19 protein-coding genes are annotated in these 18,238 nt (G+C 53.7%); 8 read left to right on the top strand and 11 right to left on the bottom strand.

Going from position 1 to position 18,238, the window contains the following annotated elements; all coding sequences use genetic code 11:
- Positions 1-24: 24 nt before the first annotated feature.
- Together LIX15_RS27020 and LIX15_RS27015 are read left to right on the top strand one after the other, a co-directional pair.
- On the top strand, positions 25-1,539 hold the full coding sequence (locus LIX15_RS27020; RefSeq protein ID WP_227778328.1) for a sodium:solute symporter family protein: 1,515 nt from the start codon (positions 25-27) through the stop codon (positions 1,537-1,539).
- Between the two features lie 42 nt (positions 1,540-1,581).
- Positions 1,582-1,773, top strand: coding sequence for a hypothetical protein (locus LIX15_RS27015; RefSeq protein WP_227778327.1), 192 nt, complete (start codon positions 1,582-1,584; stop codon positions 1,771-1,773).
- Here LIX15_RS27015 and LIX15_RS27010 read toward each other — a convergent pair.
- Entirely contained in the window at positions 1,770-3,158 is a 1,389-nt protein-coding gene (locus LIX15_RS27010; protein WP_227778326.1) for a M20/M25/M40 family metallo-hydrolase, read from the bottom strand. The genes LIX15_RS27015 and LIX15_RS27010 overlap by 4 nt on opposite strands.
- Positions 3,155-4,303, bottom strand: coding sequence for an amidohydrolase family protein (locus tag LIX15_RS27005; RefSeq protein WP_227778325.1), 1,149 nt, complete (start codon positions 4,301-4,303; stop codon positions 3,155-3,157). Before LIX15_RS27005 ends, LIX15_RS27010 begins: the two co-directional genes overlap by 4 nt.
- Before the next feature lie 55 nt (positions 4,304-4,358).
- Between LIX15_RS27005 and LIX15_RS27000 the strand changes: the two genes are divergently transcribed.
- Complete coding sequence (locus tag LIX15_RS27000) at positions 4,359-6,083, top strand: M28 family peptidase (RefSeq protein WP_227778324.1); 1,725 nt, start codon at positions 4,359-4,361, stop codon at positions 6,081-6,083.
- Here LIX15_RS27000 and LIX15_RS26995 read toward each other — a convergent pair.
- The 8 genes from LIX15_RS26995 to LIX15_RS26960 form a co-directional block, all read right to left on the bottom strand.
- The gene (locus tag LIX15_RS26995) at positions 6,080-6,808 is read right to left on the bottom strand and encodes an SDR family NAD(P)-dependent oxidoreductase (protein ID WP_227778323.1); all 729 of its coding nucleotides are present in this window, start codon (positions 6,806-6,808) and stop codon (positions 6,080-6,082) included. The genes LIX15_RS27000 and LIX15_RS26995 overlap by 4 nt on opposite strands.
- Before the next feature lie 43 nt (positions 6,809-6,851).
- A complete protein-coding gene (locus LIX15_RS26990) occupies positions 6,852-8,693 on the bottom strand; it encodes an archaea-specific SMC-related protein (protein WP_227778322.1) in 1,842 nt (613 codons plus the stop codon).
- Entirely contained in the window at positions 8,690-9,295 is a 606-nt protein-coding gene (gene rdfA / locus LIX15_RS26985; RefSeq protein WP_227778321.1) for a rod-determining factor RdfA, read from the bottom strand. Before rdfA ends, LIX15_RS26990 begins: the two co-directional genes overlap by 4 nt.
- A gap of 53 nt (positions 9,296-9,348) precedes the next feature.
- The gene (locus tag LIX15_RS26980) at positions 9,349-9,840 is read right to left on the bottom strand and encodes an AsnC family transcriptional regulator (RefSeq protein WP_227778320.1); all 492 of its coding nucleotides are present in this window, start codon (positions 9,838-9,840) and stop codon (positions 9,349-9,351) included.
- 63 nt (positions 9,841-9,903) lie between these two features.
- The gene (locus LIX15_RS26975; RefSeq protein ID WP_227778319.1) at positions 9,904-10,854 is read right to left on the bottom strand and encodes an LLM class flavin-dependent oxidoreductase; all 951 of its coding nucleotides are present in this window, start codon (positions 10,852-10,854) and stop codon (positions 9,904-9,906) included.
- A 230-nt stretch (positions 10,855-11,084) separates the two neighbouring features.
- The gene (locus LIX15_RS26970) at positions 11,085-11,477 is read right to left on the bottom strand and encodes a ribbon-helix-helix domain-containing protein (protein WP_227778318.1); all 393 of its coding nucleotides are present in this window, start codon (positions 11,475-11,477) and stop codon (positions 11,085-11,087) included.
- A 504-nt stretch (positions 11,478-11,981) separates the two neighbouring features.
- Positions 11,982-12,149 carry a DUF1931 domain-containing protein gene (locus LIX15_RS26965; RefSeq protein WP_227778317.1) on the bottom strand — a complete coding sequence of 56 codons (168 nt, stop codon included), beginning with the start codon at positions 12,147-12,149 and terminating at the stop codon, positions 11,982-11,984.
- A gap of 907 nt (positions 12,150-13,056) precedes the next feature.
- Entirely contained in the window at positions 13,057-13,491 is a 435-nt protein-coding gene (locus tag LIX15_RS26960) for a hypothetical protein (protein ID WP_227778316.1), read from the bottom strand.
- Between the two features lie 225 nt (positions 13,492-13,716).
- Here LIX15_RS26960 and LIX15_RS26955 point away from each other — a divergent pair, with 225 nt between their 5' ends.
- The 4 genes from LIX15_RS26955 (at position 13,717) to LIX15_RS26940 (ending at position 15,962) form a co-directional block, all read left to right on the top strand.
- Positions 13,717-14,529, top strand: a complete 813-nt coding sequence (locus tag LIX15_RS26955; protein ID WP_497007446.1) for a DUF8008 family protein — start codon at positions 13,717-13,719, stop codon at positions 14,527-14,529.
- Positions 14,530-14,820: 291 nt separating this feature from the next.
- Entirely contained in the window at positions 14,821-15,072 is a 252-nt protein-coding gene (locus LIX15_RS26950; RefSeq protein ID WP_227778314.1) for a hypothetical protein, read from the top strand.
- Positions 15,069-15,548: a PIN domain-containing protein gene (locus LIX15_RS26945; RefSeq protein WP_227778313.1), complete on the top strand. Its 480-nt coding sequence runs from the start codon at positions 15,069-15,071 to the stop codon at positions 15,546-15,548. Before LIX15_RS26950 ends, LIX15_RS26945 begins: the two co-directional genes overlap by 4 nt.
- Before the next feature lie 159 nt (positions 15,549-15,707).
- Positions 15,708-15,962, top strand: coding sequence for a hypothetical protein (locus tag LIX15_RS26940; protein WP_227778312.1), 255 nt, complete (start codon positions 15,708-15,710; stop codon positions 15,960-15,962).
- Between the two features lie 417 nt (positions 15,963-16,379).
- On the opposite strand, the gene LIX15_RS26935 is transcribed toward LIX15_RS26940, so the two are convergent.
- Positions 16,380-17,516, bottom strand: a complete 1,137-nt coding sequence (locus LIX15_RS26935; protein WP_227778311.1) for a DUF1214 domain-containing protein — start codon at positions 17,514-17,516, stop codon at positions 16,380-16,382.
- Between the two features lie 435 nt (positions 17,517-17,951).
- Between LIX15_RS26935 and LIX15_RS26930 the strand changes: the two genes are divergently transcribed.
- Positions 17,952-18,215: a bacteriophage holin gene (locus LIX15_RS26930; protein WP_227778310.1), complete on the top strand. Its 264-nt coding sequence runs from the start codon at positions 17,952-17,954 to the stop codon at positions 18,213-18,215.
- The last annotated feature ends 23 nt before the right edge of the window (positions 18,216-18,238 follow it).

Genomic DNA, 18,238 nt, shown 5'->3' with positions numbered 1-18,238 from the left:
CGACAGAACCGGAGGTGAGCAGTGATGGTCGGTGCTAACCTTAGCCCACTGTTCCTCGGGACGGTTGTCGTATACTTCCTCATCATCCTCGGAATCGGGTATTATGGCTATACCAAGACAAAGGATGAAGAGGACTTTCTTGTCGCAGGACGAGAGATTGGTCCGCTCGTAGGGGGTGCAACGCTCTCGGCCTCTCAAATGAGTGCAGGAACACTGGTTGGAACGTTCGGTGTCCACTACCTGCTCGGCTTTGGATTCATCTGGATTTGGCCTGGACTTTGGGCTGGATGGATTGTCTCACTTCTCCTCGTTGCACCGCAGATGCGGCGGTTCGGTCGAGTTACCGTCCCTGACTTCATCGCTGAGCGGTATCGCGACGATGGGGCTGACGGCAACTACTCGCGCGCGATCGGGGCGATTCTCATCGTCCTTGCGTACACTGTCTACCTGAGCGCACAGCTGACCGGTGGCGGTATCGTCTTCCAATCGATGTTTGGGCTCGCCCCCGAGATTGGAATTATCGCTATGGCGCTGACGGCGGTGTTTTACACGGCCATAGGCGGCATGCGCGCGAGCATGCTGACTGACTTTGTTCAAGCAATCATTATGGCGGTTGCGGTCGTCGTCGCGCTGCCGCTTGCGTTCACCTTTGTCGGCGGTCTCGGAACCGTGAACGCCATCTTCCAGTCATTCAATCCATCGTTTGTCGGGCAGGCACTATCAACCCAAGAGATTGTTGGCTTCATGGCCGCGTTCGGTTTCTCTATCGCGGCAGCACCATACGAGATCACTCGCATCTACTCGATGCGAGATGAGAAAACCGTTCGTCAGGCCATCGGTATCACCCTCATCTTCCAGGCAATCATCGGTACTTCAGTCGCACTGCTCGCGGTCTACATGCGTGTCATGTTCCCTGCGCTGTCGAACCCCGACCTGGCTAGCGTCATCATGAGTTTGAACGTGCTCGGCCCGATCCTCGGTGCGTTGCTCATTAGTGCGATCTTCTCGGCTATCTTGAGCACCGTTGACTCGGTGATGATTGTCTCGGGTGCTGGTCTCGCTCATGACATCTATGTCAAACTCTTCAACCCAGATGCAACGGAGCGACAGAAACTGTGGGCGAACCGCATCTCCATCGGAATTCTCGGTCTTATTCCGCTTGTGCTCGCACTGAATCGCGGGCTTGTCGGTGACCTCGTCCAGTTCATCGTCGTGCTCCAGGCGTCGATGATGGGAGCAATGTTCTTTATGCCGTTGGTGCTCGGTCTCCATTGGAAACGGGTGACAACGGCGGGCGGCGTAGCGGGAATGGTATTTGGATTCTCTACGGTCATTATCTGGCACGTTGGCACCGAAATATACTCGTTTATTCCGGAGAGCTTAGCAGCAAATGATCCAGTCATCCCGGGAGTACTTGTGAGTTTCCTCGTGATGGTTGTCGTCTCATACGCGACAGGGAAACCGTCTCGAAAGTCTCTCGCTCCATTCTTCGATGACGTTACTGTCGCTGATGGGGGAACAGACGAACGCGATACATAGACGCGGCAAAACTATTTGAGTAGAGAGTAACGAGGTATCGTCGTGCAATTCGATTCGACGACGTTGACTGCCATCGCATTGTTGGTAGGAATGGCAGTCCTTTCCGTTGTGCTGGGCGTCTATCTTGTCTTCACTAATCCGCCGAAGGATCGATCAAAGTTCATTGGATTACGCGCGGAGAAAATGACGGACGAAGAAGTAGACGATCTCGTATACGGGGAAGAAGAGGGCTAAATCACTCCACTCTTTGGCAACCGCTGGAGTAGCTCCATTGTCGTCAGAATGCCGTTTTTGAAGCAGTCGAGTGAGAAGTTCTCATCGGGCGAATGATTGTTCTCGTCGCTATTGGCGTACGGGACAGTGACGCACGGTATCCCGAGTTCGTCGGTAAAGACTGCCGTTGGAAGCGATCCCCCGAGCGTTGGCTTTAGAATGGGCTCGGCATCCCAGCCTGCCGCCACTGCTGCCAGTATCGGCTCGCGAACGGGATGGTCAAGCGGCGTCCGTTGCGGTCGCATCGTCCCTAGCTTCTGTACATCGATATCGACGGTTCCTGACGCGTGTTTTTCAACGTGCTGGTGGAACTTCTCAAATATGTTGTCAGGGTCTTGGTCGGCGACGAGACGCATGTCGAGTTTTGCCTGAGCCCGCGATGGAATGATGGTCTTCGTCCCTTCACCACCGTAGCCGCTCGTGAAGCCGGCGACGTTCAGCGTCGGGTAGTAGAGCAGTTTCTCCAAGTAGCTTTCCCCTGGTCCGTCGGCAAAGCCCGCCACATCTAGCTCTGCTTGTACTGCTTCAGCATCGAACGGCATCGCCTCCAACGCTTCCCGGTCAATTTCCTCAATGGGTCGCACGTCGTCATAGAATCCATTGATGGTGATACGCCCCTCTTTGTCCTTCATCGAGTCTAAGACACGTATCAACTCCCATGCTGGATTTGGGATTGGACCGCCGTAGTTGCCCGAATGGAGGTCACGGTTCGGTCCGCGCGCGTTTACCTCAACGTAGCAGAGACCGCGTGCACCCATCAGCACGTGTGGCCGACCTGAGGTATCTATGGGGCCGTCAGCTACGTATGCCAGATCAGCCGCCAGGGTTTCAGCGTGCTCCCGAACGACAGATTCCAAGTTTGGACTGCCGCTTTCCTCCTCTCCTTCAAGGAGTAGGGTGACGTCAACCGGAAGATCGTCTGTCTCGCTAAGGGCCCGAATTGCACAAAGGTGAGCGAACCACTGACCCTTGTTATCGCCCGCGCCGCGGGCATAGATTCGTTTATCGCCGTTTCCACCAGGGCCTTCACGTATCGTCGGTTCAAACGGTGGTGTCGTCCATTCTCCAGGGGAGACTGGCTGAACATCGTAGTGGCCGTAGATGAGTATCCGTGGCGTATTCTTGGCGTCGGAAACAGTTCGAGTTCGTGCGATAATGGCGGGCTGTCCTGACGTTTCGACGATCTCGACGTTTTTAAACCCATACTCGCGACAAAGCCGCTCAACAAGGGCCGTACATTCTGGTACCCCCTCACCTGTGGCGCTGATGGACGGTTGGGCGAGCAGTTCAAAAAGATCGTCTACGAACGCTTCGAACTCGCGCTCGATGTAGTCTGTAGCGCTCATGCGACCACCTCTCCACGTTTGACAACCGCCTGCGGATCAGCAACCGTGTGCGGATTCTCCAATGGATGATCGTTTACAATGACGAGGTCGGCGCTTTTGCCCGCTTCGAGGCTACCGACGCGGTGGTCGATGTGTGCCGCCCGCGCAGCTTCGGTTGTGATTGCTCGAATTGCGACTTCGGGACTCGTCCCGAGGTCGAGCAAGTGAGCGACCTCGTCAGCTAGGTGTCCGTGCATGCTGTCCGTACCCAATGCAACCGCCACGTCGCGCTCCAACAGCGTTGTCCAGGCTTCACCCCCTCGCTCGCGTGCCTCGCGGACCTTTGCCATGACGGCGGGAGAGTCTGCGTCGCCTGCTTCGATGCCGCGGGGATGGTGGAGGATAGAGAACGTTCCGATAACGTGTCGGTCGCTACCGTCGAGCGCGTTGAGTGTTTCCTCGTCGAGCGCGCCCCCGTGTTCGATCGTATCGACGCCTGCTTCAACGGCTGATAACGCTCCTCGTCCGCCATGGGCATGGGCGGCCACGTGGACGCCTAGTCGATGGCTCTCGTCCACGATGGCTGCCACTTCCTCGTCGGTGTAGAGCGGACGTCCGACGTCGCCGGTGTCGCTCGATACTCCGCCCGTGGCAAAGTACTTCACGTGGTGCGCGCCGGCCTCGACGTTCGTTCGGATGCGTGTACGTATCGCTGATGATCCGTCAGTTGCCGTCAACGCCTTTCCGTGGCCACCGGTTGGCGTCAGGTGGACACCACTCGGAAGCAGGCGCGGCGCATTGAGTTCTCCCTCACGTTCGAGCGCCGCAAGGTGGAGGTCAAGTCCCCGCTCCTCACCCATCAGACGCATTGTTGTCGTCCCGGCTTCCAAATCGCGCCAAAGGTTATTGGTCGCTCGCACCGCACCAACGGCTGCATCTGCGCGTAGCTGACCGATCTGATCACCCTCCCACGGTCGTATCGACGCGTGTGAGTGGGCGTCTACGAACCCTGGTAGTGCATACCCGTCGGTCTCTATTGTTACCTCCGTATCAGTAGGCACGTCGTCTCTCAGTTCGACGATATCCCCGTCCTCAACCACTACGATGGACTTTTTGATTTCCTCTCGATCCGGGTGATAGATACCGTCAGTACGTATGTACTCCATCGACATGGAGGGACGAACCTAGCGGTTATAATACCGTGTGTCTCCCACCCACGGTATGTTCGAACATGTCGATCGAGAGATCGAGGCGACACTCCATGAGACTATCGACCCTGACGAACTTGACCGTCACCTTGACGCCTTCGTTGGATTAGAACGGGTCTCCGGTACAGCCGACGAGTGGGAGGCGAGCGAGTACATTATCGAGACATTGACGGAATACGGTGTAGATGCGACACTTCACGAGTTCGAAGCCTTCGTCAGTGTTCCCGAGGATGCTTCTCTCACCGTGACTACGCCAAAACATCGAGCGGTGACGGAGGCGATAACGACTTCGTTTGGCGCGAGTACACCACCGTCTGGTATTCACGCTGAAGTGGTACATCTCGACGACGTGACTACCGACTCAATCACGGCCATGGATCTTGATGGTCGAATCGTTTTCACACGCGGCCTTCCAACGCCCGAACCTGTCCGCCTCCTTGAGGAAGCGAATGTAGCTGCCGTCGTCTTCGAGTCGGTCACACCCGACCAACTTCACGAGATGATCGTTACCCCAATCTGGGGAACGCCTGGTCTTGGCGACATTGGTACCATTCCCGATCTTCCAGTGGTCGAAATCACTCAAGAGGACGGTGCATGGTTACGTGAACACCTCGCCGATGGACCGGTCAAGGCGACAGTGACTACGCAGGTGACGACGGAATCAAGAACGCTTCCTTGTCCCGTTGGCCGCATTGATGGACGTGAGAGCGACCGCTTTTTCCTCGTCGGTAACCACGTCGATTCGTGGTATGAAGGAGTGACTGACAACGCCACTGCCATGGCCGCGACACTTGAACTCGCTCGAATATTTGCGGATGTGCAACCGCGTCGGGGACTAGTCTTCGGGTTTTGGCCAGGTCATTCAACGGGACGGTACGCCGGTAGCGCGTGGTACGCCGACGAGCATTGGACTGACCTTCGGGAGAACGGTGTCGCGTACCTTCACCTTGACTTAAATGGTCTGATTGGAGCTGACAGTTTTTGGTATCAGCATATGGTCGAACTCGGAGACGAGCACGTCGACGCGATGGACGCGGCAAGCGAGTTTAAGCGTCGCGAAGACGACGAGAGCTTTTTAGGTTCCTCTGATCGCCCAGCACGCAACTCCGACCAGTCTTTCTGGGGTACGGGCCTGAGTTCACTTCTTTCTGGTGCCCGACTCGATCCCGGAACGGATGAGGGCGGTCCCATCGGTGGCGGATGGTGGTGGCACACTCCCGAGGACACCCGAGACAAGGTCGACGTTGATGTACTCGTCGAGGAAACGAAGCTCTATGTCTCACTCGCCAGCCGAATTTGTTGTTCTCCTATACTCCCGCATGACTTCGCCGCGACCGCGGTCGACGTTCGTGCTGCACTCGATGATATTGATCCAGACGGGGAGCGATTTGACGACGCCCGTGCCCATCTTGACGACTTCCAGACCGCCGTTATCGAAGCAAACGCTGCTATCGATGCCGTGGACATTGACGATTCGGCCGCGTTAACAGCGGTCGAGGATCTGCAGATTGACCTTGGAAATCTACTTGTTCCTGGCCTCTACACTGCCGGTAGCGAATACCACCAAGAACCGGCGTTACCGTACGCGCCACTTCCTGGCCTACGGGTCGCGGAGGATCTCTCCCAACTCTCGGGGCGTGAACGGCTGTTCGCCGAGGCGTCGCTTCGTCGCGAGGAAAACCGCCTTTCAGATCGCCTTCGTAGCGCAACCGAGCGCATTGAACGTTTCCTAGATTAGGAGAGCGCGCCACCGCCATCGACATTCACGATGCTCCCTGTCATGTATGCGCTTCCGTTGCCGGAGAGGAATTCAATGACTCGAGCGACTTCGTCGGCCGATCCTAAACGTTCGAGTGGAAGGTCGTCCGCAAACGCCTTGATATCGTCCTCGGTCCACAACCCCGAATCGAACGTAAGTGGCGTGTCAATGAGTCCTGGGACAATGCAGTTGACTCGGACATGCGGAGCGAGCTGTTTTGCCAACCCTTTCGTCAACCCGAAGATACCTGCCTTCGATGCCGAATAGTGGACTCCAGCGCTTACGCTTCCACGTTGGCCTGCGCCACTCGATACAGTCACTATTGTGCCCTCATTGCGTTCGTACATCCGCGTGGAAACAGCCCGCGCGACGGTGTACTGACCCTTCAGGTTAACATCGAGAAGTTTATCCCACTCTTCAGGGGCAAGATCCCCAATCCATGCGTACCGCGAGACGGCGGCACACGCAACGAGACTAGTTATGTCAGCGTGCTCTTCGATGGCTATGACGGCATTAGCCACGGCGTTGTAATCAGATACATCGACAACGTGACCTTCTACACCATCAATATCTTCGATACTGTCGTCCACATCAAACCCAACTACGATGTCATATTCGTCGTTAGTACTGAACCGTTCAACCGTAGCCCTCCCGATCCCGCTTGCCGCGCCCGTCACGAGCGCCGCTCGTTTTCTCTCGGTCATACCCGTGTCTGTGAATGGGCGGGATAAAATTGTTCCTGCAACATTAGGCATTGGGTTCGGCCGCTGCCACTCTCGTCACCGAGTAATCCAGTTGCTCCGAGATTTCCGGATACGCAGTCACCAAGAGATACTGTGCCTCGTCAGCGAAATAGCCGACGAGACGCTCTAATCGTTCGATGTCAAATGCACCCATCGAGTCAAGTGCGAGAACCGGTGCTATCTCCGGCAGGTCGTAAGCAAGGTAGCCAGCAAGGGCAAGTACTAGTCCGATCGATTCGCGCTCACTCTCTGCTAGGTTCTCCACTGGCTCGCGATGGATAGTTCCGTCAACCTCGCGGGCCACCACGAGCGAGAACTCGCCGTCTAACCAGATGCGCTTAATATCGTCGAAGTCAAGAACCGCCACAAGTTCATTCATCGTTTCATTGAACGTCTCTCTGAGTTGTCGCTCCGTGTTCTCGATGCGGTCAGTCAGCTTGCGCACCTCTTCAGACAGTTTGGCCATTCGCTCTTCGGCTTCTTCGCGCTCTGCCGCTTGCTGCTGTAGCTCGTTCAACTTTGTCTCTAATCTGTCTATATTCGAAATAATCGATTGACGCTCAATCCGTACGTCCTCGATGGCGGTGGCGATGTCGGAAGCCTCCGATTCTTCTGTCTGTTTGTATTCTGCAATGGTGGCGCCGAGCGCTTCCAGGTGTGACTGTACATCGGAAAGTGCGTTGCGTTTCGTCCCCAGTGACTCTCGACGTCGTTCCAGATTCTCTTTGACCTCTTGCAGGCGAGTCCGCAGTCGCCGAACGCATTTTTCCGCTTCTTTAGCAGCCTCAATGCGCTCTTCAATATCTTTAATTTCCGGTTCATGTTCCCGGAGTCGAGCGCGATCGGTGTCGATAACGTCCGAGAGTTCTGAGAGGGTCTCTTCAAATGCGTTTTCCTCTGCTGGCTTACCACACGTCCAGCAGCGATAACGGTTGTCAAGTAAATTAGAGTCCTGACCAAGCACACCGGCGAACTCGCCAGTCAGCATTTCTCGATTCGCAGCGAGAATCGATTGGAGCACGTCGAGTCTCTCTGAGACAATGTCCCGCTCAGCTTCAAGTTCATCCTTCCGGCGTCTGAGTTCATCAATATTCTTCTCCTCGAGTGCAATGCGAGCCTCCTCTAAGTCATCAGTCAGTTCGTCCTGTCTCAGCTCGAGCCGCTCGATAGCATCCTGAAAATCCTCGACCTGTCGTTCATACTGGTCACGTTCTGATATGAGCTCCGTTTGTTCCTCTCGAAGCTCTCGAAGCGCATCACTTTCAGTCGATTCCTCGCGTTTAGTCTCCAATTCCGCTAGCTTCGCATCTAGTTTTTCAAGGTGATCGCGTTTCGTATGCAACTCATTTTTTGTCTTTGTGAGCATCCCATCGACGTCGCCCAGCGAGTCGAGCTTTCGTTTAAACGACCGTTTCGTTTGCACTTTTTCTGATCGCTCAGCTTCCAGCGCATCAAGATTAACAGGGCGTTTCAATTGCGCTTCGACATCGTCTCCCTGCCGAACGGCGGTTCGAAGAGGATTAAACTCTAGTAACGAAGCAAAATCTACGAGCGCATCAGCATCCTCACCACTAATCCAGCCCTCTCCCTCAACGTGGAGGTGCGTCCCCTGTATCGTCGCAGTTCGCGTGACCGTACGACCATCGACGGTCAGTTCAACCCGCGCTTCATCAGCTCCACTACGGACCGGCACCGTCTCCTTACCCATCACGAATGTCAGTGCTTTTAGGAGCGATGTCTTGTTTGAGGCGTTTGGGCCGGTTATACACGTCACACCTTTGGGAATTTCCAAGTCAAGATCTCTGATTCCACCGACGTTTGTGACATGAACATCCAAGTCAGTCATCGGCCGCTCGTCACCTCTGGACAGTCACAGGTAACGCCACGGCGCAGCGCACGTTCGACCGGTGTTCTACTGTTACAGTCTGGACAGTCGATATCGATTCTAATCCGAACGGCAGTGTTCTCGCCTGCTGCGATTTCCCCTTTGTTTAACAGCGAATTAATAGCCTCCTTTGCTTTTTGATGTGCTCGTTCCCGAGTGATTTCGATTGCGTCGCGTTCCCAATCGCTCGAAGTCTGTGGTTCACGCTCTGCGTCTAAACACTCCTTTAGGTGGGTTCTGATGACGCCGTACGAAACGAAATCCTTCTTCAGCTGTTCGATATCAATTCCCTCCTGGGCAAGCAGTTTGCTTACTTCTGTCACGATCATCGGATCGTCGCTGTGGAGGCGTTCATACTTCGACTCTGCCTCCCTCCCTAAGGTTGAAAGACCGGCCCGATCCATCGCGCGGCGAAGCAGGGTTACGTTTACCCAGTCGGCGAGTTGTCGATATCCCTTCCGCTGGGGAGCTGGTTTTTGCCAATGTTCGACGAGTCGGTCGTTGTATCCACGCAAATCATACACATCTATTATTCGACAAACCTTACACGCGTAGTCGCTCATTATTGATGGCGTTATTCAATCTCTACGAATAAACCCTCCGCTACGTTAGTTTGTCAGTCGGTCGGAGCATCCTCCGACAGATAATAATCACTCATAGCACTCTCGCGCTCAGTAACGACGATGTGCTCAACATTCTCCACGAACTCATATTCCTCGATGGTCGTGACGAGCTCATCTACTTTAGCTAGTGTTGGTGCCATCCCAACTGCGTAAACATCGTACGTACCGATTCCCCGAGTAACATGCCAGAACCGCATATCTGCGATCTTCTCGAACGTCTTCGTTTTTGCTTCAGACTCATCAACAGCCTTAACCGCGATACGAACGATTTCCCAGCTTACGTCCTCCGGGTCGAGCAAGAAAAACACTGTTGTCGCGTCAAGCAGCTTTGAGACGCGATAGCGGATTCCTTCGCTCGACATCTCATAGCCTGCCGCTTCGAGATGATCTGCGATTTCTGAGTACGGCGCACGGGGGTCAGCAGCAAGCAAGCGAAGAATCTCGCTGTCGATTTCGTCCCAATTCTCGAATTTGGACGTGGTCATGCGTATTCCCTGTTGTGCGCACGCTAAACTATTGTGGAGTGCCAGTTGAACGTCAAGGATGCATTAGTGGAATACTGGTGCGACGTGTTCTGCAAAGAGCTGGGCACCCTCCGTCTTCGGGAAGTCAACAAACTCCACGACAACCTCGTCAATCCCGATGGTCGCGTACTGCTTTAGCTCAGAGACGATTTTATTTGGCGTTCCAATTAGATGGTTTTCGTTGTCGTCCAAATGTTCCTGCTTGAAGCGTGGAGCCGTCTCAAGTAGTTCTTCTACCTCTTCGTCTGATTCACGGACGATACAGCGAGCGAACCACGACTTCTCGATATCATCATAGTTGCGATTATAGGTGTCACAGTGATCCGCAAGAACGTCCAGTTTTTGCTCCATTAGTTCGAGTGATCCCCAATAATTCCAAACATCGGCGTGCTTCGCCGCAATTCTGAGTGTAAACTGTTCACCGCCACCTCCAATCATCACAGGCGGATGGGGATCCTGAATGGGATGTGGTCGACAGTCGGCATCTTTGAGTTGATAGTATTGGCCATCGAACGAGACGGGGGTCTCCGACCAAAGGCGTTTCATCACCTCGATTGCCTCCTCCATCTCTCGTAGGCGAGCCGGTGCATCAGGCCATTCATAGCCATACGCCACGGCCTCGTCGTCCTTCCATCCGGCACCCATGCCAAGTTTCAGCCGACCGCCGCTCACGTGATCTAGGGTTGCCGCTGTTTTCGCCAACAATGGAGCGTGACGAAGTCGATTGTTGATCGTCTTTGGGTAGAGGTATACGTTCTCCGTGACGCCCGCCAGCGCAGTCACTGTCGTTAAACATTCGGTTGTCGGTCCATCACCAGTCATTAGATGGTCAGGGACAGCAATACCGTCGAAACCAAACTTCTCTGCTTCAGCGGCAAAATCACGTTGATCCTCCCACTTAATTTCATCGCACAATGCGAGCATGCTGTACTCAGATGTGCCGCAACTAGTTGGGACGTTGACTGCGAATTTCATATGTGTCTACTCAGTAGCTAAATCACCCTACCGGAAGTTAAAAGACTACTCTCAAACACTCTCTACAGCGAGTGATTACTATATTTTCATCCGGTTTGCAATTATGTCGAATGCAAGGCCAGTAACAATATACGGTTGTTCAACGCTAGGAGGGAGATACAACGGTGCAATCAGCGCGGCGGGAATAAAGACAGACAATATAATCTTTGCACTCGGAAACTCAACCCGATTCATCCATCATATCCAGTCAGCCACCACTTTGCGCGTTTCCATACCGGTGCGGTTTGACGCTCCTCACGTCTACGCTGTAACGATTGTTCCTCCTTAGCCCACTTCACTAACTCTTGATTTTCCTCCCGCTGAGAGAGGATTGTGCGCTTCTCATTCTCAAGTCGCTCGACCACTGTCTCTAACTTGTCAATCTCGTCTTCGTAATGTGACTGCTGTTCCTCTAACTCTCGTTCCAACTCATCCACCCCGTCATCACCATCTTTCATCGACCTGATTGACTCTCTCACCATTTCTGACTTAGAATCAAAGTCGCCGCTTTCACTCGATTGTTGATTAAGATACTCATCTAATTCATCAGGGACGGTGATTGATATTCGTGGCATTGTTATCATGCGGTGAACCACGGTGAATCATTCCATCACCAGTCACCAAGAACGGTGAGCTGTGCATCGGCCGTGGTTACTGTGTTCACCAGAATGATGACTACCGAGTACCATTAATATACGTCAGACACACGCAAGACGAAGTTAACACTAACAAATAAGGTTATTAACCCTTGTATTCGTTACTTTGCGGTGAACTTAGACCCATATGCACATAGTTGGCACTCAAGGAAAATACGTCACAAAGGGGGAGCCCCTAGAACATCTACTCCCTCGTGTACCGAAGTAATAAATCTACAGTGGGGGTGTTACTGAAGACTCGCCTAAGAAACAGCAGTCTGCGAAAATCTTTATCGTATTTTGAACCGGCTTGCAGTCGATGGTAAGATTCGCAAGAAGAAGCCCGAGGCTCGTCGGGTGATATGGCTTCGAACGGGATAGCGGTTCCTAGAGAAATGAGTTCTGTGTAGCGACAAAAAAACCAGGTTGATACTACAGCGAAGCGGTGAGCTGTTACAAATCGCGCGCTTGGACGGTTTTGCGATCGTTTTCTTCAGCCCGACGGGCGGCGTTTTCGAGGACTGAAGCGACTTCGTCATCGAGTGCATCATAGAAGTCACTCGCCACATTCTGGTCTTCGAGCTGATCTTTCACTGCCGCTTTGACAATCAAATTGCCCATACAAGCGCCCAGAGGGGATAATACTACAAAAGACCAGTGGTGGAATGGTTGAAAAAGGACCAGTAATTGGGAGTATGAGTCTGAGTTTCGGGCTGTAACCGCTCGGTGGGTGGTGGACACGCTGAGGATTGAGCGGCCATCCGCTTATCGACGGCACCAGGACTCGACAAGTAGGAGAGAATGTAGAGAAAACGATCACGGGTGGCGTCACACCCGTTGTGACCAGGGGTGAGAGGTCCACGGTGTGAGAACGCCACGATAGTCGGCGAATTGGATGGACGTGACGTGTAAGCGCGGTTTGGTTGCGGCTGAACCGCGTTCCTCACAGTCCTGACACACTCTTCCTCAGTTACAATGAAGAAAGAACCCTTTTGTTTCAGTAGTAGTGTGGTAGTATATTACGGCCAAGCGTGGTTTCGTTCGTAGTGGCGGTCACAACGGGTGTGACTACTCAACGAGAAAACCTTGACGTCTGGGACGGCGACTAATCGTCCGACGAAACCCGTGACGGTCATCCGAGGGGTCGACTCCCTCGGCGGGTTCTTGTCCGATGCGGTGCGACGAGCAACCGTCCCAGAAACCCGGGAAAGGGAGTGAACTCGTTCACCTGCTGAGCTACACACGGCAGGTGGGTGAACTGGTTCATCACCCCGATCGGGTCTCAACCGCCACCAACACGCCAAAGAAACCACCATCACGGCTGGCGGTTGAGCTCCTCCGGCGGACGGAGGTGAGAAAAACGACTCGACTACTTGGTAGTGAACTTGTTATTGCGGTATTTTTGCGGTATAAGACTGCTCTTCACCGTTTGTTGGAGAATCGGTTACACCCGAGGGGGGTGATGAACGAGTTCACCACCTCCATGTGTAAACACAATGTGAACACTTCTAAGGTGTGCGTGATTAAGCTATTGCCTTGCTTCATCGGCGTGAATAGACCAATAGATATGTACACCGGTGTGTTGGCGGTCAAGATGCTCTTGGAGTAATGCTCCTGTTTCAAACTTGGTGTTACAGATGTCACAGTAATACTGATGCTGTGGCCATGGCGCAGTCTCTTTCTGAAGATTACCAGGCGTATTCCTGTTTTGGACACTAGAGCGACCGAAAATTGATGAGTTTAGCCACATAGATATTTTATCAAAAGCCAAGAACTTTGGATGGTCAACTATGAGTTCCGAGATAATAGCGAATGGAATCGCAATCAGCACGACCACTCCAACGATGTCAAATGTGAGTTCTGCATCAGTAGCGATCAAGACTGCAAGAATATCTTCGGATACACCGAAGACGATTCCTATGACGAAGAACTCGAGTACACGCTTGATTTGACCCCGATGCATGTTCTGTGGACGCTCTATCAGTACATTATTTGATCCCTTTTGTTCGATATCTCGTGGTATTCAATCTGACCAATACTCTCCGTAGGTGATTTTGATCGATACCAGATTCAACCAGAGTGACTGGGCTAATTTCGAAGCTTACCGACTGTTATGCCGTGTCCTCGAGTCGGATCGGCAGCGATTCGACGCCATAAATGAACGAACTCCGAACCGGTTGGAGATCGGATTGACGACCTCAAACAGGAAGTCGTCGAGAAAGACAGACAAATCACGGGACTTCAGTCGAATATCGAGCAGAAAGATGCTCGGATTGCGGAGCTTGAAGAGCGCATCGAGGATCTAACGGACAAGGCAGCCAAAGCGAAAGCCCACAGAAAGGCACTTGCCCGCAAAACGCAGTCCTCTAGCGAACGGATCGATGAGTTGCAAGCCCGGGAGTTCGAGAAAGGTGCCCACCTCCTCACCGACAACGTTGACGCTGACCGTATCTTCGTCGAAGGGAACAAACTCGAACGGATCACGAAAGACGACGGCAACACCTACTTCCGACTCCCTGGCGAGGAAGATGCGCTCGGTCGCGGTGGTGCAGTCGCCCATTCGACGGCTGATCTCCTGCCAATACAGCGGCTTGCTCGCTATGACGACGAAATGCTTGCGTCTGTGACGAATCGTAAGCCCGACGAACTCGCGGGGAAGGTGTGGGGCGAACGCGATGAGGCCGGTCGCTATTCACTCTGGTGGAGGGGCAGTGGCGAGATCCGTGCCTATCTTGATGCCTCAGACCTTGCCGAGTGGATTCGGCTGAAAGAGTCTGGTGTGAGCAAGAAGTACAGCCAGGAACTTGCTCGCCGGACCATGGACGCAATGCATGAACTCTCGAATAGGCGCCTCGGGAAAATCAAACGCCAGCGATCAAAGAACGGATTGTGCTACCAGGAGACGCGGCTCGTCTTGAAAGCGGACGTCGAGCTTCCAGGAGAGGTCACGAGCAACGACACAGACGACAGTCCGACCACAGACGAGGTTGCTGGAGAGTAGCGTGGTCGGGATGAACTCACGCCCGAGAGGGACAACGAATCTAACACGAACCCCTACTCGAACGCAGTTGTGGACGTCTCGAATTGACACAGTTCGGGACAGACGCCGTACGGCTACTCGTAAGTACGGTAGTTGTATCGGCATCTATCGGCTAGAAGCCAGCGGGAGGGGGAGAGCTGGTACCGGCCACCGCGTCTGTGGTCGGAAGCAAGTGATTGAGTCTATCGAGTTGGTTGGTGTCGAACCACGACTGACGATGATATTTAAGTGACGCAACCCATACTCTGTACTATGGCAGCTGAAATCTCCGATCGTGTCCGTGAAATCGCCGACGCACGAGGTGTCCCTGAGTCGGAGGTTTTCGAGCAAGCCCTTGAACTCGGGATCGCGGACCTGTGGGAGAACGTCGTCCTCGGGAAGTACATCGACGGTGAGCTATCTCGCGAAGAGGCAATCGAATTGGTTGGACTCGAAAACGTCCAACGAGCCGATCGCGAAGCAGCGGCCGTTGAAGAGGATGTTGACTGGGGTCTGAACGCGTGACAATCGTTGCGGTCGCGGATACAGGCCCACTCATCCACCTTGCAGAAATCGACGCCCTCGATTTACTGACAGCAATCGACGAGCTACTGATCCCTGAAACAGTGTATGCAGAGCTCGAAGAAGGGGGAATTCCGCCGGAGCTCTCAGATCTTGAGTGGGAACGGATTGCTGTTTCAGAACCACTTGAGAGCAGTACTGAACTATATGCAGGTGAGCGAGCGGCACTGGCAGTAGCTATTGAACGTGATGACATCGTCTTTCTCACCGACGACCTGGCAGCACGAGAGTTCGCTCGAAACCAGAATATCGAAGTCCACGGTTCGATTGGCGTGGTTGCACTTGCGTGCCATCGAGATGTAGTATCAAACGATGATGCAGCATTGCTCATGCGGGCGCTTCAAACAGAGACGAGTCTCTTTATCACCGACGCGATCGTCGAGCGTGGGATCAAACTGCTACAGTCCAATTCTAACTAAACCGCGAATGCAGGCCGGTAACTCTTCGAGACGGTCCAGCGTTCGGAACAGAATACTGCCGTCAACTTCCGTGAGAAGCGCGCTGAGAGCCAGCAAGTCGAGGACAAGTACCTAAATGTCCTTGAGCACGCAAAGAACGTCGCCAAGACGAATGACGTAATGGTCGCACGGTTAGGCTATCGCGAAGTCGCAACGCATTACGACTGTGCGTACAAGAACGACGGCTATCGGGTAATGGAGGAGATGGCCGAACGGGTGCCCGGCGTGTGTTACAAGGAATCTCGAACGTTGTCGATCGACGACGCCATGGGCGTTGGTGGTCATCACATTGAGATCACGTTCGCGCATCCTGATCTGGCGGGGTGGATGCGAGCCCACGAAGCCAACGCGGAAATAGAGAACAGAGGACGCTAATTATAGCGTTGTAATCACGGGGGTTCGCAGAACCCCCACTTGGGCGGAACCACCACACGAGATTCACACCGCACTGCCGGTGAAACATGGTGGTAGTAGTTGGTTGATTACGGTGGAGTGCGTCATTTTCTGCGAAACAGAGGGGGTCGCGTTCGCGATCCGCCTCTATTACAATGGTATAATCGACAACGCCCACTAGCGAGAGTCAAGGACGAGGTGAGTGAGATCGTGCCGAGGTGTTCCAGAGTAACCAGTCAGCAGTTGGAAGACACCGTCCAATCATCGGTGAGGAATGATGTGCTGGATAAAGAGGACAAGTTCAGCACGACCGTCAGTACAAGACGGCAGCCGAGCCGACGGTCGATAGCGCGCCGACGCAGTCGGTAGGGGCCAATACGGCTACCAGCCGCGCTCAGATCACTCGACCGGTTCGGCTTCGGGGAACTGATAGCTCCCGTTGATGATTGGCTTGCGGGGTTGGTAGAGCCGGACGATATAGTGCCATCCGTCTGGCGTGTAGATGAAGTTCGGCTGGTCGGGATCACCACCGAAATGGATCGTGACACTACCGTCATCGGCTCGCTCTGCGGTCACGTTGTTGACCGAATACGCGTCGTACTTGTTCTCCTCGAGGTAGAGGTCACGATTGTAGACGGTGACTGACCAGAACGCGTCGACGGGGACATTCTTAACGGTGAGTGTGTATGGCGTTGTGCCATCATTCTGGGTGGGAATTCGTTGGAGGAAGAGCGCCTCCGACGGCTGCGGGACGCCAGTCCACCCCGACGGACTGGCGACGAAAGATTTTACCGGGTCGACCTGGCCGACGTCACCATATGTGCCCGAGAAGTTCTCGAGCGTGGTAAAGACAGTCGTGAGCGCGTCGTCGAGTTGTTTGAATGATTGTGGATCCCAGTTGGGAATCTCGAACGACCCTGCTGATGCTTGTTCCACGTCGATCTCGTTCTGGAGTTGCCGGACTTGTTTCACATCGTTTGGGTCGTTAGGGTCAACAAATGTGCGGATCGCGACGCCAGCATACCGAGTCCCTACCATATCCTGTGTTATCGTGTAAGTCCCAGGTTCAGTGACGCTCAGCTTCACATATTGGTTCTCGTTCTGGACATTCATTGACATGTATCGGTCACCGCTGTCTGGGAGCGTGATGGTGACTGGCTCGGTCAGATCGAACACCCCGAGTGAGTAGATCGTGTCACGATTTGCCTCGACGTCCAACTGCTCCCTGACAGGAGTTATATCTCTGAAATCATAGAACTGTCCGAACCCGCCCTTGTCGACGGTTGCCTGGAATGAAGCATGACAGTTGGCGCGTGGGTAGTTCGCCCATGTCACCGGGGTTGCATTGGCATCGTCCGTCGTCTGTTGCTCGGCGTGGTTGGTGATCTGGCTCGGCGTGTCTTGGTGGGCGCTGGTACTGCCGACGCCCATCGCGAGGAAGCCGGCGAGGCCTGCCCCGCGAAGTGCGGTGCGGCGGGTTGCCTGCAGTGGTCCGAATTCCGTTTCAGTCGTTTTGTTGTGTGTGTCTTTGTCCATGGCTCATGTCCTCCCTTCTCTCGTGCGGTGCCCAACAGTACTGCCCCACTCGACTCGCACTCCATACGATAGACTCCTACAAAGTACCGTCCCTAAATGAACATAAATTCCAGACAGAATGGCGGTGAGAACTGGTGGACGATTTGTTCAATCTTAATAAGATCTCCTACGTCATCTGAAAGCATCTCATTGATTTTGTGGTTTCCTATCTAACGTCAAATTGGTGAATAGGAGGATCTGGACCTGAATCCTGAACTTTGGGATCATTCTACCGTTGTCAACCATCAGATCATTGTTACGAATTAAACTGTTTAGCTAGTCATTTTAACCACACATTCTCTTAATGCTATATCTATTCCTTCAACCCATATGCGTAATATCGATTGATTGTACGTCTCGGGAACCTTTTTGTCCAGCACCGTTGTAGCAGCGGTGATGGCTTCAGAATCACCAACACGTCTCGACCCATCGGCCTTTGGATTGGCATGTGGGATATTTTGGTCATTTGGAGTGGCCGTCATCGGTCTGACTGCTCGACGAGGGTGGGGACAACGGTGGGAACAGTTGTTTGCTGACATATACCGTGGCTATAGCGAAACCAGTTCAGGAATCGTAATTGGGGCTGTCTGGGCGCTTCTCGACGGGTTCACGACCGGATACACTGTCGCCTGGTTATACAACCGCTTCAGTTCGGAGTGACGATCTACCTACTTTGGCATCCT

This window comes from Haladaptatus pallidirubidus (genome assembly GCF_020700235.1).
Classification (GTDB): domain Archaea; phylum Halobacteriota; class Halobacteria; order Halobacteriales; family Haladaptataceae; genus Haladaptatus; species Haladaptatus pallidirubidus.
This window is presented reverse-complemented; position numbering and strand designations above follow the sequence as displayed.